A 15,601-nucleotide genomic window follows, 5' to 3' on the forward strand; every position below is an offset into this window, starting at 1 on the left:
ACAGGAAATTTGACGCTACAGTGCTTGCTCCTCAAAGTACAAGCAACCGGACACCCATGCCCCATCCCGTACCCCGCCCATTTACCCGCGCCATGGCCGTGCAAGGCATGCGCGCGCGCCTGCTGAGGGAAAGCTTCCCGCGCATCCAGATGTTCATCCTGGTGACGATCACCGGGCTGGCCGGCTTCGGCGCGTCGGTGGCGCTGCTCGCCGGCGGAATCGAGGTGATGGCGCTGCGCTACGTGCTGGCGATGGGGGTGGCCTATATCGTGTTCCTGCTGCTGCTGTGGCTATGGCTGCACACGCGCACGGCGGATTACCTCGACATTCCGGCCTCCGCCGGCTCCGATGGCGGCGGCGGGGGCAGCGGCGCGAGCGACTTCGCCGGCGGTGGCGGCAGCTTCGACGGCGGCGGCGCCAGCGGCAACGTCGACTTCGCCCCGGACGGCGCCGGCATCGAGGCCATCGCCGAGAAGCCATTGGCGGTCATCGGGCACGCCGACGAGGGCGCGATTCCGCTGGCGCTCGTCCTGATCGCCCTGGGTATCGTGCTGTCGTCGCTGTTCGTGGTCTGGTCGGCGCCGATCCTGTTCGCCGAGATCCTGGTGGACGCCCTGCTGGCCGCCGGCCTGTACCGGCGCCTGCGGGTGCTCGACCCGCGCCACTGGATGGTCGCCGCGCTGAAACGCACGCTGATCCCGTTCATCCTGACCACGCTGGTGGTGGCCGGCGCAGGCTGGGGGATGCAAGCCTATGCGCCTGAGGCCCGCTCGCTGGGCCAGGTATTCGCCAGCCAATAATCTCCCGTAATCACCTTCGGGGTCAGGTCTGACAATCGGACACGAGCTCGACAGTACTAACCGTTAAAAGCACCTTCGGGGTCAGGTCTGACAATCGGACACGAGCTCGACAGTACTAACCGTTAAAAGCGAGGTAACGGCTGGGTTCGTGTCCAAATGTCAGACCTGACCCCGAAGTTGCGAAGTTGTGAAGTTGGTGTTAGCTCACTCTGCGCAAGGGGGTGGCGGGGGCGTCGAAGTGGAAGCTGCCGGCGTCGTGCAGCTCCCAGGCGCCGTCGCCGGTCAGGTGCAGCACGTGGGTGTGGTGGCGCAGGACGGCGGGGCGGTGGGCGATGCTGATCAGGGTGGTGCCGCCGGCGCGCAGGCGGGCGTAGAGCGAGGCTTCGTTGCCGCTGTCGAGGGCGCTGGTGGCTTCGTCGAGGATGACGATGGCCGGGGCGTGCACCAGCACGCGGGCGAAGGCCAGGCGCTGCTGCTCGCCGACCGAGAGCAGCTTTTCCCAGTCCTGCACGGCGTCCAGGCCGCCAATCTGGCCGGCCAGGCGCGGCAGGTGGACTTGCTCCAGGATTTCCAATAGCTGCTCGTCGCCCAGGCCGCAGGCGGTGCTGGGGTAGATCAGCTGGCTGCGCAGGGTGCCGGTCTGCAGGTAGGGTTGCTGGGGCAGGAAGAAGAAGTCTTCCGCCGGCGGGTGCTCGATGGTGCCGCTGCCGGTGTGCCACAGGCCCGCGATGGCGCGCAGCAGCGAGCTTTTGCCGCAGCCGCTGTCGCCGGTGATGAGCAGGGCGTCGCCCGGCGCCAGGGCCAGGCTCAGTTCCTTGATCAGCACCCGGTCGGATTGCGGCGGGTGCAGGGTGAGGGCGTCCAGCGCCAGGCGCGCGCCGGGGCGGCGTTCGATGCGCGGGTGTTTGCTGTCGGCGACCTGCTTCGTCTCCACGTCCGGCAGTACCAGCCGCGACAAGGCCTGCAGGCGGTCGATGCCGGCCACGAAGCGGCTCAGGCTTTCGAAATTATCGACGATCACGCCCACCGCGCCGAGCACCGCGGTGAAGGCGCCGGCCGCCTGCACGGCGCGGCCCACTTCGAGCTGTCCCGACAGCACGCCCTGGGCCAGGATCACGAAGGGCAGCACCAGGGTAAGCTGGCTGAAGGTGCGCTGGAACAGGTTGAGCGAGCGCTGCTTCTTGATCAGCCCCGCGAAATTCTGGATCACTTTCGTGAACTTGCTGTCGATGTGGGCGCGCTCCTGCGCCTCGCCGCGGTAGAAGGCGATCGATTCGGCGTTTTCGCGCAGGCGCATCAGGCTGAAACGGAAATCCGCCTCCAGCCGCAGCTGCCAGAAATTCATACGGATCAGCGGGTTGCCGAAGACGTAAAGCGCGACCACGGTGCCCACCAGCGCGTACACCGCCAGCACCGCCACCAGCGTGTGCGAGATGGTCCACAGCACCGCGCTGAAGGCCACCAGCTGCATGATGGAGCCGAGGAAGATCAGCAGGAAGTGGATCGACCGCCCGGTGAAGGTGTTGATGTCTTCGCTGATGCGCTGGTCGGGGTTGTCGATCTCGCTGGTGGCGCCCAGCTCGTAGTACTTGCGGCCCTTCAGGTAGCTGTCGAGGAAGCGGCCGGTGAGCCAGCGCCGCCAGTGGTTGGCGAACAGGTCGCGCATGTAGTAGTAGAAGGCGTAGACCGGAATCGCCACCGCCAGGATCATCAGGCAGGCCCGTACCGAGGTCCAGAAACGGCCGCCGTCCTTGCCGGCCAGCGCCGAGGTCATCTCGCCGGCCTGGTCGTTGAGCATGACGGCGAACTTGGTCTCGACCAGCATCAGCACGATCAGCAGCGAGAGCAGGAACCACGCTTTCTTGCGTTCTTCCTCGAGCCAGTAGGGCTTGGCCACATTCACGAACTGCTTCCAGGCCGCCAGCGACAGGGGTGGCCGGCGTCGGTTCTTGGGGGCCGCCGGGGATTCGGTGGTGTCGGGCTGCTTGCTGGCGGTGATAGGCATGGTGGTTCTCGATAAACAGCGGTAATGCTTGGCCCCAGCATACGTCTGGTCATGCAGTAGTTCGGTGCGGAAACGGACATAGCGCGAACTTACCTGCGTGGCGACACGATGGCGCTTTGTCAATTAGGCTGGGTTCGTCCCCATTCCTACAGGATTTCCCCACCATGAATAACCGCAGCCTGCTTTCCTCGATCCTGATCGGCGCCGTCGCCAGCGCCCGCTCCATGACGCCCATGGCCACCCTCGCGATGGCGCGTGCCAGTGGCCGCCACACCAGCGGCCAGCTGGTGCTGCTGGACCGCCCCTTGTTCAAGTACGGCGCCATGGCCATGGGCCTGGGCGAGCTGTATGGCGACAAGATGAAGACGGCGCCCGACCGCACCGTCTTCCTCGGCCTGCTGGCGCGCGTCATGAGCGCCGGCATCGCCGGTGCGGCGCTGGCCCCGCGCGGCCGCGAAAAAGCCGGTGCGGCGGTTGCCGTCGCCACCGCCGTGCCGCTGGCCTACCTGACGCTGGCCGGCCGCAAGGAAGCCATGGCCAAGATGGGCCAGACCCGCAGTGGCCTGATCGAGGACGCGCTGGTGGTGGCCGCGGGTTCGGCCATCGTGGCGCTGGCGACGCGGCCGGACCGGGTCAGCCGGGAATCCTGGCCACGGCCTTGATCTCGAACTGGAAGCCATACAGCCAGGTCACCCCGACCACCGTGGCGTTGGGGTAGGGCGCTTCGCCCCAGTAGTCGCGCGCCACTTCCCAGATCCGCTCGAAGTGGCGCTCCGGGTCGACGATGAAGATCGTCACGTCGACCACGTCGGCGAAGCTGCAGCCGGCGGCGGCCAGCACCGCGTCCAGGTTCCCGAAGGCGCGCCGCACCTGCGCGTCCACCCCTGGCTCCGGCGTCCCATCCTCGCGGCTGCCCACCTGTCCCGACACAAATAGAAACCCGCCCGCGCGCACCGCCGGCGAATAGCGGTTCTGCTCATACAGGGCTTGGCGGCCGGCCGGGAAAACGACATCGCGCTGGTTCATTGCTTACTCCTTCGGTTGGTTGATTCCTGCACTGTAGCTTTTCGAACTGTGTAGATAAACAGGAGAATCGACTCAACACTGTTTGTATAATCCAGATAATTATTGGGGAGCACACAGTGGACAGGTTCGACGGCATGCGCGCATTCGTCCGGGTGGTCGAGGCGGGCAGCTTTACCAAGGCGGCCGACACCCTCGGCATGAGCCGCACCACGATCACCCAGCTGGTGCAGCAGCTGGAGGCGCACCTGCGCATCAAGCTGCTCAACCGCACGACGCGCAAGGTCAATGTCACGGCCGACGGCGCCGTGTATTACGAGCGCGTGGTGCGCCTGCTGGCGGAACTGGACGACATCGAGAACAACCTGCCCGGCGCCTCCCCCGCGCCGCGCGGCCTGCTGCGGGTGGACGTGCCCAGTCCCTTCGCCAATATCCTGCTGGTGCCGGCGCTGCCCGCGTTCCATGCGCGCTACCCGGACATCCAATTCGACCTGGGCGCCAGCGACCGCAAGGTCGACCTGATCGGCGAGAACGTCGACTGCGTGGTGCGCGGCGGCGAAGTGAAGGACCAGTCGCTGGTGGCGCGCCATGTGGGCGACCTGCAGCTGGGCGTGTATGCGGCGCCGGCCTACCTGGCGCAGGCCGGCACGCCGGCGCACCCGGGCGACTTGGGCGATCCGCAGCACCGCATCGTGCGCTACCGCTGGGCCAACGGGCTGCCGTATGCCATGCACCGGGATGGCGAGAGCGTCAAGCTCCAGGGGCGTTACGTGCTGGCGATCGATGATGGCAATGCCTACCTGACGGCGGGGCTGGCGGGACTGGGGGCGCTGTGGCTGCCGGACTACATGGCGAAGGCGCACGTGGCCAGCGGGGCGCTGGTGCGGCTGTTCGCGGATTGGCGGATCGACCCGATGCCGATGTACCTGGCGTATCCGCCGAACCGGTATGTGAGCAAGCAGCTGCGGGTGTTTATCGAGTGGGTGGTGGAGTTGATGGCGGTGCATGCGCCGGTGGTGGGAAAAACGCGTACCGATGAGTGACACGCCAGTCCATTACCTCGTCGTACGCGCCACTGGCGCCCACGACTTCCCGCGCGGGCCGGAACAATGCCACCGGCATTGTTCCGTCCAAGTTTGCATGCTCAACGGCTGCTCAACGAAATTGGGCCCCGGCCTTCGCCGGGGCGACGGTTTCACGGCTAACGACCCAGCAGCGGCAACACATCCCCCCGCTCCAGCGGCCGGCTGAATAAAAACCCCTGGTACTCGTCGCACGCCATCCCGCGCAGCACCGCCAGCTGCGCCTCGGTTTCCACGCCTTCCGCCACCACCTTCAATTTCAGCCCGCGCGCCAGGTTGACGATCGACAGCGCGATCGCGGCGCTGTCCTCGTCGCGGTCGATGTCGCGCACGAAGGCGCGGTCGACCTTCAGGCGCGAGACCGGGAAGCGCTTCAGGTAGGCCAGGCTGGAATAGCCGGTGCCGAAATCGTCGATCGCCAGGTCCACCCCGAGGGCGCGGATGTCGTGCATCAGGACGTCCACTTCTTCTTCCCGGCTCATCAGGGCGGTTTCGGTGATCTCCAGTTCCAGCGAGCCGCGCGGCACCTGGTATTGCGCCAGGCAGCGGCGGATGGTGTCGAGCAGGGACTTCTGGTACAGCTGGCGCGGCGACAGGTTCACCGCCACCTTCACCGGCCGCCCCAGCTGCGCCGACCACTCGCCCATCTGGCGGCAAGCCTCTTCCAGCACCCAGGCGCCGATCGGGACGATCAGGCCGCTGCGCTCGGCGATCGGCACGAACTGCGCCGGCGACACTGCGCCCAGCGCCGGATTGTCCCAGCGCAGCAGGGCCTCGAAGCCGATCACGGCCTGCTCCTGCACCGTCACCTTGGGCTGGTACACCAGGCGCAATTCGCCATGTTCGAGGGCGCGGCGCAGGTGGGCCTCGATGGTGAGGCGCTGGCCCAGGCCGGTGTGCATGCCGCTGGAGAAGAAGTGGATGGCGTCGTCCATGTCGGCGCCGGCGCGGGTGCAGGCGCCCTGGGCGCTGCGGTGCAGCTCGTCGGCGTTGCGGCCGTCCTGCGGGTAGAGCGCGATGCCGAGCACCGGATCGAGGAAGAAGTCGCGCCCATCCACGCTCAAAGGCGCCGCCATCAGCGCGTGCACCTGCATCGCGAAGCGCTCCACGGCCTGCCGGCCGGCGGCGCCGTCGAGCAGGAAGGCGAATTCGGCGCCGCGGATGCGCGCCACCGCCACCTGCTCGCCACTGGCGCGGCGCAGCAGCTCCCCGATGTCGCGCAGTGCGCGGTCGCCGGCGTCGTGGCCGAGCAGGTCGACGATCTCGTGCAGGCGTTCGAGCACCAGCGCGATCACCGCCAGTTCCTGGCCGCCGCTGCCCGCGATGCGCGCTTCCAGCAGGCGCCAGAACTGGAGCTGGTTGGGCAGCTTGGTGATCGGGTCGAACTCGGTCAGCCAGGCCAGCCGCGCTTCGGCGCGTTCGCGCTCGGTGATGTCGGTGAGGACGTTGACCAGGTGGGCCTTGCCGTCTTCGGCGGTGAGGCGGCTGGTCAGCTGGATGACGGTGCGGGTCTCGCCGCTGCCGTCGCGCATGGCGCCGGCCGCGTCCAGGCTGGCGCCATGATCCAGCACGGCGGCGTAGCGGCGCTCGCGGTCCTGGTCGGCGCCATCGAAGACGCTGCGCTCTTCCAGGCCGGGCAGGGCGTCGAGCGGGCGGCCGACCAGGCGCGCGAAGGCCTCGTTGGCCAGCACGATGCGGCGCTCGTCGTCGAGCACCCAGATCGGCGTGCCGACCGCGTTCATGATCGAGGCCAGATAGTCGAAGCGCTTGACCAGCCGCGCTTCGCTGGCCGACACCAGGTCGATCAGGCGGAACTGGCGGCGCGTGTCGCGCGCCACGCGCCAGGCCAGGAAGGACAGCGCCCCCGCCAGCAGCAGCCAGGACACCAGCGCGCTCCACATCCTGCCGTACCAGGAATCCAGCGCCACGTCGCGGTTCATGCCGGTGATGATCACCAGCGGATAGCCTTCGACGGTGTCGTAGCCGTACAGGCGCAGCACGCCGTCGACCGGGCTGGCGGCCTCGAAGGCGCCGCGGCTGGCGCGCGGCAGCTGCTCGCGAAACAGCGGGGTATCGGCGAAGGACTCGCCGATGCCGGCCGGGTAGCCGGGGCCGCGGATCAGCATGGTGCCGTCGCGGTGGAGCAGGGTGACCGAGCCGCCGGGGCCCAGTTCGACCGACCGGTACAGGCGCTCCAGGCGCGCCGAGTCGACCTGCGCCAGCACCGCGCCCGCATACTGGCCGCCGGTGTCGAACACCGGGCGCATGAAGTTCAGGATGCCGTGGCCGGTCGCGCGGTCGACGTTCGAGATCGTGATGGCGATCGAAGCCGCGCCGGCACCGGCGCTCACGGCGGCAGGTGCGGCCAGGGCGGGCAGGCTGCGCGCCATGTCGCCCGGCGCCACGCTGGCGGCCAGGCGGCCGGCGGCATCGAACAGGGCCATCCGCGCCAGGTAGGGCCGGGCCGGTCCGGCGTGTTCTTCCAGGAAGCCGGGCGTCAGCACGCCCGCGCCCCGGGCGCGGTAGAGGGTGGCGGTGCGCTGGGTGGCGCCGTCGATGGCCTGGGCCACGCCGGTGGTCTGGGCGGCAAACACGATCGCCACGTTGCGCAAGGTGACCTGCTGCTCGCGCAGCGCGTCCTCGTAGCTGGCGTAGAGCATCGACGCGGTGACCATGCCGAGCGCCGCGATCAGCCCGGCCGTGACGATCACGAGCCGCGCGCGCGGGTAGGGACGGACGGGCCGCAGCCCGGAGGGATTAGGTGCTTGCATGTTTCCGCGTCGGCATTTACAAAATGACCACGCTGCGATTCTACATGCGCTGCGGCATGCGCAGCGCCCGCTGCGTTGCCATGCAAAACGGCCGGGCAAGCCCGGCCGTCGAGGGAGGTGAAAACGCGTGGGTCAGGCGGCCGGATGGACCGCGTGGGCCTTGCGGTTGCGGTTGCGGCTGGCCAGGTACCAGATGATCGCCAGCGGCACCAGCAACGGCAGCAGCAGCGGCGAGATCGCCAGCGCCACCGCGACCGCCGCCACGATCAGCGCTCCCAGCAGCAGCACGCCCAGGCCGGCGAACACCACCGCCAGGACCACGCCCACCACCAGCAGCACGAAGCCCGCGATGATGGTGCCGCCGCCCGCGAACAGCAGCGCCAGCAGGGCGCCCAGCGGCCCGTCGAATTCCTCGCCGTCGATGTGGAAATTCATGTAGCCGACGTCGGTGGCGACCTCCCACAGCAGCAGGGCGAACAGGAAAAGGATGATGTATGGGGCGTACTTTTTCATGGCGTTCCTCATCAGGTGGTGTGGTGGATTGCGTTTGGATGAACGAACTGTAAGCGCGCACGTCTGCACGGGCCATGGCTTTGCGACAGGCTGCAATTTTCGCGCGCCGGGACGCGCGCAAGGGCGATAAAAGGGAGCGCTTGACGTGCAAATCAGATGCAGCCATGAGGAAACGAACGTGGTCGATTTGGCCTTGCAATCAACCCATCGTTTCCTATACTGACAGCCTGCTCTGTAACAGGGGGATCCTATGCACGCTGTCATCCAGAAACCTGGGGACCACCTGGCCGCTCTGCAACCTGTGTTGGCCAACAGTGGTCCCAAGGGACCGCCATCGGCGCCGCCAAGCATTCCGCCGATCATCATCAATCCGTTTAACCGGGAAACACCGATTCCCGCCATCGATCCACGCCATGTCCCGGCCGGCCCGCCCCTGCGGCCGCCCGCGCCGCCCGCCTGGCGCTTCGCTTGACGCCCGCTGCGCCCGTTTTCCTGGCCCGCGCATGCGTGCGGGCTTCTTCATGCGCCCGCTTTCCTCTATGATCGCTGCTTTGATGCACAAGGAAGCACGACCATGAACGACCATATCGATCACGACGAAGACGGCGCCGAAGCCGGCCCGGTCCAGGAACCCCGCCTGTGGCAGGGCAACGGCTGGACCGCGCGCGTCATCAAGAACGAGGACGACGAAGGCTGGGCCGTGGCCATGATCAAGGACGGCGAGCCGGAACCGGCCCTGGTCGGCCCCTGGACCATGGGCCGCGACAAGAAAAACCCGAAGCCGCTCGATGTCAACGCCTTCAATACCCTGGTCAAGACGGCCTCCGAAGTCATCCGCCGCCACGAGCAGCACCTGCACGCCATCCTGCACAAGAACCTGATGGTGTGGACCGAAGCGCATGGCAACCTGAAGGTCACGCTCGACATCGTGCCGGAAGACGACGACCCCTACGGCATGCTGGCCGCCACCGACGAGATGAGCGAGCAGCTGGCCCGGGTGCGGGTGCCGGCCAGCTTCAAGCTCACGCAGGCCAGCGCCACCGCCTGGATCGAGAGCGGCTTCCGCGCCCCGCGCGCGTAAACCGCGCCAAAAGCCACACCTGGCCTACATTGCGCTTCGGCTGGCGCGTCCGAGCTGTTAGTATTTCCCCTATGCATTTATTACTTTGGGGAAGCAATGGAACGTCTTGACCGGCTGGAAGCGGTCCAGTCGATGCTGCTCGAAATCGGGCAGCTGTCGACCACCTGCAGCGACATTACCGATTTCATCGGCGCGGTGCACCGCGCGCTCGGCCGCATCATGTATGCGGCCAACTTCTATGTGGCGCTGTGCGACCGCGAAGACGGGACCATCCGCTTCCCTTACTTCGTCGACGAGACCGACGACGAAGTGCCGGCCCCGGGCCAGCGCGTGCCGCTGGCCGCGCCGGAGCAGTCGCCCACGTCCTGGGTGGTGGTAAACCGCCAGCGCCTGATGATCACGGCCGACGACTTCAAGGCGCGCGAGCGCGAAGGCATGCAGTGGGGCCACGGCAGCGCGGCCGAACACTGGATGGGCGCGCCGCTTCTGGACCGCCACCAGCAGGCGCTGGGCGCCATCGTCATCCAGAGCTATACCAAGAACATCACCTACAGCGAGGAAGACCAGGCGCTGTTCTCGCAGATCGCGATGCATGTGTCGAACGCGCTGCAGGGCCTGCAGAGCATGGACCGGCTCGAGCGCGCGGTGGAGGAGCGCACTGCCGCGCTGGCGCATGAGGTGTCCGAGCGCAGCCGCGCCGAGCAGGTGCAGCACGCGCTGTACCAGATCGCCAACCTGTCGGCGCAGGCGCTCGACACCGGGACGCTCAGCGCCAGCCTGCACCGCATCATCGGCGAGCTGATGGTGGCGAAGAACTTCCTGATCGGCCTGTACCACCCCGACACCCGTGAAATCAGCATTCCCTATTTCGTGGACGAGAAGGACCGCGAGGCGCCGGTAAAACGCTTCCCGCTCGGGATGGCGATGTGTTCCTATGTGTTGTCGAGCAAGCAGGCGCAGCTCCACGACGCCACCAGCTTCGGCCACCTGGTGGCCAACGGCCTGGTGCAGGAGCCGCTGGGGAACACCGGCATCGCCAGCTGGATGGGCGCGCCGATGCTGGTGCACGAGCAGCCCTACGGCGTGCTGGTCGTGCAGAGCTACGACCCGTCCATTCTCTACACCAAGGCCGACCTCGACCTGCTGGCCTTCATGGCCAGCCACGTCGCCGTGGCGCTGGCGCGCATGCAGGCCGACCGCAAGATCCGCAAGACCAAGGAAACCCTGGAAGCGCAGAACGCGGCCCTGAACGAAGCGCTGCACAAGCTGCAGGAAGCGCAGTCGGAACTGGTGCGCCAGGAAAAGCTGGCCTCGCTCGGCCGCCTGGTGGCCGGCGTCGCGCACGAGATCAACACCCCGCTGGGCATCTGCGTGACCGCGACCAGCCACCTGGTGCAGGAACTCAAGCTCACGCGCGAGGAGCTGGCGGAAGGCAGCATGACCGAAGACAGCCTGGCATCCTTCCTCGACATCGTCGACCAGTCGCTGCGCATCATGACCACCAATACCCAGCGCGCGGCAAGCCTGGTACGCAGCTTCAAGCAGGTGGCGGTGGACCAGTCCTCGGACGATATCCGCAACTTCAACCTGTGCACCTACCTCAATGAGGTGCTGCTGTCGCTGCAGCCCAAGCTCAAGGGCCGCCCGGTGAAGGTGGAAGTCGACTGCCCGAAAGACCTGGTGCTCGACAGCTTCCCGGGCGCGGTGTCGCAGATCGTCACCAACATGGTCGTGAATTCGCTGGTGCACGGCTTCGAGCACGAGCAGCCGGGCCGCATCGCGATCAAGGTGGCGCGGGAGGGCGAGGACGTGGTGTTCGACTACGCCGACGACGGCGCGGGCATGGATGCGCAGACGCTGGACAAGCTGTTCGATCCGTTCTTCACCACCAAGCGTGGTACGGGCGGCAGCGGGCTGGGAGCGCACATCCTGTACAACCTGGTGACCGGACCGCTGGGCGGGAGCGTGAAGGTCGAGAGCGCGCCGGGGCAGGGGTTGCGGTACCAGTTGCGGTTTCCGCAGTCGCGGAAAAAATGATGTGAGGGGTGGACGGGGCGTTTCGATCGCGCCTCAGTTCACCCGCACCCGCTGATCCGTCGTACCGGCCAATTTTGCGTGCGTACTGACTACGGTTGCGCTAGTGGAGCGCGACGAAATTGGGTCCCGGCCTGCGCCGGGACGACGGTCTTGAGGCTAACGATCAATCCGGCCACTGGTCATTGATCGCCAGCGCCTTGTCCATATTCTTGATTAACAAATCCACATACTTCGGATCCAGGTGGTGCCCCGCCACTTCGCGCAGGTGCTCCGTTACCTTCTCCGCCGGCCACGCATCCTTGTAGCAGCGCTTGTGGCTCAACGCGTCGAACACGTCGGCCACCGCCACGATGCGCGCGTACGGGTGGATTGCTTCGCCCTTGAGGCCCTGCGGATAGCCGGAGCCATCGAATTTCTCGTGGTGCTGGTGGGCGATCACGGCGGCGGCCTTCAGGATCGGGCGCTGGGAGCCATCGAGGATCTGCAGGCCCACGGTCGGGTGCTGCTTCATGATCTCCCACTCTTCCTCGTTCAGGCGGCCCGGCTTGAGCAGCACGGCGTCGGGGGTGGCGATCTTGCCGACGTCGTGCATCGGGGCGGCGTGCATCAGGGTGGCGGTTTCGTCTTCCGGCATGCCGGAAGCCTGCGCCAGCAGGTAGCACACCTGCGACATGCGGCGCACGTGGTTGCCCGCTTCGTGCGAACGCGATTCCACCACGTCGCCCAGGCGCAGGATCAGCTCGGCCTGGGTATCGGTGATTTCCTGGTTCAGCAGGATGTTATCGAAGGCGATCGCCACGCCCGAACAGAACACCTCGAGCAGCTGGGCGTCGATCTCCGCGATCTCTTCCACGCCCTTGAGCACCAGCAGCGATGCCTTGCCGCTGCTGTTCGGGAAGTAGCCGACGTAGGTGTCGCCGTGCAGGCGCGAGATGCGGTTGTGGCGGGCGTCGTCGAGCTTGGCCACCAGTTCCGGGCCGATCTCGTCGCCGCCAAGCTCGCCGATCTGGGCCAGCACTTCGTACTGGCTCTCGCCGGTGATCACGCTGGCGCCCTTCAGGCGCAGCAGCATGCTTTGCTCCAGGCGCAGCAGCGCCACCACCTGCTGCAGCAGGCCATTGGCGAAATCCTTCAGGTTACGCTGCTGGAAAATATGGGCCGAGGCGGCGATCACGCGCTCCAGGCCTTCGCGGTAGGTGTGCTGCACGCGGCGCGCTTCCTCGACCTTCATGATGTCGCGGTAGGCGCGCAGCGCGGCAAAGGTGGTCGTGAACAGCTTGGTGCGATCGAGCTCGGTCTTTTCCTTGTAGTCGTTGATGTCGTAGTCGACGATCACGCGCTCTTCCGGGGCCTGGCCCGGCTGGCCGGTGCGCAGCACGATGCGGGTGAACTGGTTGTCCAGGTCCTGGCGCATCCAGCGCGCCACTTCCAGGCCGCTGTCTTCGCGCTCCATCACGACGTCGAGGAAAACCAGCGCGATGTCCTTCTCGCGCGCCAGCACTTCCTTGGCCTCCGCGCCGCTGTACGCGTGCACGAAGCTCAGCGCCCGGCCGTCAAGGCGGAAGCGCGACAGGGTCAGCTTGGTGATGTCATGGATATCCGGCTCGTCGTCGACAAGCAGGACTTTCCATGGAGCCAGCTTTGGCGTAGCGGAAGACAAAAAGGACATGAGGTTAACCGTTACCTTGGGTTGATCGTTCGCAAACTCGATGGGCGGAAAACTGCTAATTAATGCCGCACGCCAAATCGATTGTAGTACGGCAATCTGCCATTAACAACAGGCAACATTAAAAGTGTTGGTTAACGATGTCACAGAACAGCAGGCTATGAGCAATAGGTAAAGAAACGCGGGAAAAACGCACTCAGGTATAGCGTTTCTGGCAGCGTTCGCAGTAGAAGCTGCGCCGGTTGCTGCGGCCGAGATTGGCCTTGAGGTAGGGGATGTCGCAGCGCGGGCAGGTGCGCTTGGCGTGGACCAGCCAGTGCTGCTTGAGCACGTGCTGGCGCTTCCATTCCAGGAAATCGAAGCTGTATTGACGCGCCTCGTCGACCAGCGCGCGCAGTTTCGGGGCCGGCAGGGCGCCGACCGTCGACAGCGGATGCACGCGGATGCGGAACAGCACTTCATTCTTGATGATATTGCCGACCCCGGAAAAGATATCCTGGTCGAGCAGGGCGTCGCAGGCCAGCATGTCGGGGTTGGCGCGCAGCTTCTTGCGCGCCTTTTTCGGGTCCCAGGTGTCCGACATGACGTCGGCGCTGAAATCGTAGGCCTCGTACTCGGCCCGGTCGAGCTCGCGGATCGCGCAGGCGTACAGGTTCAGCACGTCGCCGCCATCGGTCTCGATCGACAGGCGCGGTATTTTTCCTTCGCGTCCTTCATTGACCCGGTAGGTGCCGAACAGCAGGAAATGCACCCGCAACACCATTTCCGGCGTGTCGATCAGCAGGTGCTTGCCCCAGGTGCGGATGCTGGTGATCGGCTGGCCGACCAGGCGCGCCGGATCGAAGGCGCGGACGTTGCCGTCGGCGCGCACGATCTGCTGGCCGGCAAAATCGGTAACCAGTTCCTTCAAAATATATAGCGATGGACCTTCTGGCACGGTGCGATCTCCTTGCGGCCATTGTCGGCCGGGCCGGGGAACCGGCCTGTGCGGGGCCTAACGTAGATCAATACAACCTGACAAAAGCGATAGTGGACGGTACGCGCAAATGGCGTATATTCCACGATGGGTAAATCTGGAACAATATAGGGAGACCGATGAAATCCTCGATTGGCAAAGCGGCCCTTGCCGCCATGTTTGCGCTGGGCGCCGGTACCGCCTCGGCGGGTGTGGTCGTGAATTATGTAAATCCGGAGCGCTTCGTCGACCTTCCGGGCGGCGACTGGGAGCGCGAGCAGGTGCTGCGCGAGTTGGGCAAGTACTTCGAAAAGCTGGGCAAGGACTTGCCGGCCGGCCAGGACCTGACCCTCGACATCCTCGAAATCGACCTGGCCGGCACCGAAGCCCAGGGCCAGCGCGCCGGCGGCGACATCCGCATCCGCCAGGGCATCAACGATTGGCCGTACATCGAGCTGCGCTACACGGTCAGCGCCAACGGCCAGGTGCTCAATACCGGCACCGCCCAGCTCAAGGATGCCGGCTACCTGTCGCGCCCGACCAAGCTTTCCATGGAAAACGACAGCCTGCGCTATGAAAAGCGGATGATCGAAAGCTGGTTCAAGAAGACCATCCTGCAGAAATAGGCCGGCCAGCCTGGCGATAAGAAAGCGGCGCAGCATGGCGCCGCTTTTTTTCGCCTGTTGTCTAACATTTGGATACAAAACTTCGACAAGGGGACCACTGGAAAGCGGGCCCAAAGGGCGTATATTCAGATCATGAATCAGTCCGCACACTTGAAAGGGATAGCAATGAAATCGTTCATTGGCAAAGCAGCCTTCGCAGGCCTGCTCGCGCTGGGCGCCGGCGCCGCTTCGGCGGGCGTGACCGTCAATTATGTCGAGTCCGAGAAATTTGCGGACCTGCCGTTCGCACCATGGGAGCGCAAGGAAGTACTGGACGATCTCGCGGCCTACTTCGGCGAGCTCGGCAAGAAGCTGCCAGCGGGACAGGACCTGGCGGTGGACGTGACTGAAATCGACCTCGCCGGCCGCGAAGTCCCCGGCCGCGCCGGACGCGACCTGCGCATCCTGAATGGCGGCGCGGACTGGCCGATGATGACCCTGCGCTACACCCTGAGCGCCAACGGCCAGGTGGTGTCGAAAGGCGAAGCCAAGCTGTCCGACATGATGTACCTGAACCGCTCCAACCGCATGACCGATGGCGAGCGGCTGCGTTATGAAAAGCGGATGATCGAGGAGTGGTTTAACAAGACCATTTTGCAGAAGGCTTCGTGATCGATTGCGCCAAGCTTCAAATGCAGCCTGCTTGGCCTTAACAGCACTGTATAAGTTTCAATAAGCTCCGTCGTTCCCGCGCAGGCGCACTGCTGTCCGGAATAATTCTGTTGACCTCTTCATCAGAATAGGCACCCCTGATTTTTGGCGTGCGTCTGCCATTCTCGTCGCCTTCGGACAGCAGCGGCTTCCGCGTCAGGACGTTGGAAAAGGGTGGCGCTGATCAGGCAGAGAAAGTCCCACAGCGAGTTGGTGGCTTGCCTTGAATGGTGCAGCAGAGCCACGAGCAAGTAAGTGATCAGGGCAGTCAGGATCTGGATTCTGACTGCATTTTCCGAGCGGCCCAGGAACGACTTGATCTTCAAATGCTGTTTGATCCACTTAAAGAACA

Annotated in this window: 13 protein-coding genes and 1 pseudogene; 7 read left to right on the top strand and 7 right to left on the bottom strand. The window is 65.5% G+C overall.

The window, feature by feature from the left end:
• The first annotated feature begins 56 nt into the window (after nt 1-56).
• Nucleotides 57-800 carry a hypothetical protein gene (locus tag BM031_RS13430; RefSeq protein WP_143084583.1) on the top strand — a complete coding sequence of 248 codons (744 nt, stop codon included), beginning with the start codon at nt 57-59 and terminating at the stop codon, nt 798-800.
• A 199-nt stretch (nt 801-999) separates the two neighbouring features.
• Here BM031_RS13430 and BM031_RS13435 read toward each other — a convergent pair whose 3' ends face one another.
• The gene (locus BM031_RS13435) at nt 1,000-2,805 is read right to left on the bottom strand and encodes an ABC transporter ATP-binding protein/permease (RefSeq protein ID WP_091875079.1); all 1,806 of its coding nucleotides are present in this window, start codon (nt 2,803-2,805) and stop codon (nt 1,000-1,002) included.
• A 164-nt stretch (nt 2,806-2,969) separates the two neighbouring features.
• Between BM031_RS13435 and BM031_RS13440 the strand changes: the two genes are divergently transcribed.
• Nucleotides 2,970-3,467 carry a hypothetical protein gene (locus BM031_RS13440; protein WP_091875080.1) on the top strand — a complete coding sequence of 166 codons (498 nt, stop codon included), beginning with the start codon at nt 2,970-2,972 and terminating at the stop codon, nt 3,465-3,467.
• On the opposite strand, the gene BM031_RS13445 is transcribed toward BM031_RS13440, so the two are convergent.
• A complete protein-coding gene (locus BM031_RS13445) occupies nt 3,439-3,831 on the bottom strand; it encodes a RidA family protein (protein WP_091875081.1) in 393 nt (130 codons plus the stop codon). The two genes, BM031_RS13440 and BM031_RS13445, sit on opposite strands and share 29 nt — an antisense overlap.
• Nucleotides 3,832-3,947: 116 nt before the next feature.
• Here BM031_RS13445 and BM031_RS13450 point away from each other — a divergent pair, with 116 nt between their 5' ends.
• Nucleotides 3,948-4,871 (top strand): LysR family transcriptional regulator, encoded by a 924-nt coding sequence (locus BM031_RS13450; protein ID WP_091875082.1) that lies wholly within the window; start codon nt 3,948-3,950, stop codon nt 4,869-4,871.
• A 158-nt stretch (nt 4,872-5,029) separates the two neighbouring features.
• On the opposite strand, the gene BM031_RS13455 is transcribed toward BM031_RS13450, so the two are convergent.
• Both BM031_RS13455 and BM031_RS13460 read right to left on the bottom strand, forming a co-directional pair.
• Complete coding sequence (locus BM031_RS13455; protein WP_091875083.1) at nt 5,030-7,681, bottom strand: bifunctional diguanylate cyclase/phosphodiesterase; 2,652 nt, start codon at nt 7,679-7,681, stop codon at nt 5,030-5,032.
• A gap of 132 nt (nt 7,682-7,813) precedes the next feature.
• Nucleotides 7,814-8,194, bottom strand: a complete 381-nt coding sequence (locus BM031_RS13460; protein WP_091875084.1) for a hypothetical protein — start codon at nt 8,192-8,194, stop codon at nt 7,814-7,816.
• A gap of 574 nt (nt 8,195-8,768) precedes the next feature.
• On the opposite strand from BM031_RS13460, the gene BM031_RS13465 reads away from it, so the two are divergent.
• The gene (locus BM031_RS13465) at nt 8,769-9,275 is read left to right on the top strand and encodes a hypothetical protein (RefSeq protein WP_091875085.1); all 507 of its coding nucleotides are present in this window, start codon (nt 8,769-8,771) and stop codon (nt 9,273-9,275) included.
• Nucleotides 9,276-9,371: 96 nt separating this feature from the next.
• Nucleotides 9,372-11,312 carry a GAF domain-containing sensor histidine kinase gene (locus BM031_RS13470; protein ID WP_091875086.1) on the top strand — a complete coding sequence of 647 codons (1,941 nt, stop codon included), beginning with the start codon at nt 9,372-9,374 and terminating at the stop codon, nt 11,310-11,312.
• 163 nt (nt 11,313-11,475) lie between these two features.
• On the opposite strand, the gene BM031_RS13475 is transcribed toward BM031_RS13470, so the two are convergent.
• Nucleotides 11,476-12,981, bottom strand: coding sequence for an HD domain-containing phosphohydrolase (locus tag BM031_RS13475; protein ID WP_091875087.1), 1,506 nt, complete (start codon nt 12,979-12,981; stop codon nt 11,476-11,478).
• Between the two features lie 193 nt (nt 12,982-13,174).
• Nucleotides 13,175-13,915: a DNA-formamidopyrimidine glycosylase family protein gene (locus BM031_RS13480; protein ID WP_091875088.1), complete on the bottom strand. Its 741-nt coding sequence runs from the start codon at nt 13,913-13,915 to the stop codon at nt 13,175-13,177.
• Nucleotides 13,916-14,073: 158 nt separating this feature from the next.
• On the opposite strand from BM031_RS13480, the gene BM031_RS13485 reads away from it, so the two are divergent.
• Together BM031_RS13485 and BM031_RS13490 are read left to right on the top strand one after the other, a co-directional pair.
• Entirely contained in the window at nt 14,074-14,559 is a 486-nt protein-coding gene (locus BM031_RS13485; protein WP_091875089.1) for a DUF3016 domain-containing protein, read from the top strand.
• 165 nt (nt 14,560-14,724) lie between these two features.
• Nucleotides 14,725-15,210, top strand: a complete 486-nt coding sequence (locus BM031_RS13490; RefSeq protein ID WP_091875090.1) for a DUF3016 domain-containing protein — start codon at nt 14,725-14,727, stop codon at nt 15,208-15,210.
• Nucleotides 15,211-15,332: 122 nt separating this feature from the next.
• Here the strand turns inward: BM031_RS13490 and BM031_RS26355 are convergent.
• A pseudogene (locus BM031_RS26355) lies at nt 15,333-15,601 on the bottom strand (hypothetical protein); the annotation flags it as partial.

The organism is Massilia yuzhufengensis (assembly GCF_900112225.1).
Lineage (GTDB): Bacteria > Pseudomonadota > Gammaproteobacteria > Burkholderiales > Burkholderiaceae_D > Telluria > Telluria yuzhufengensis.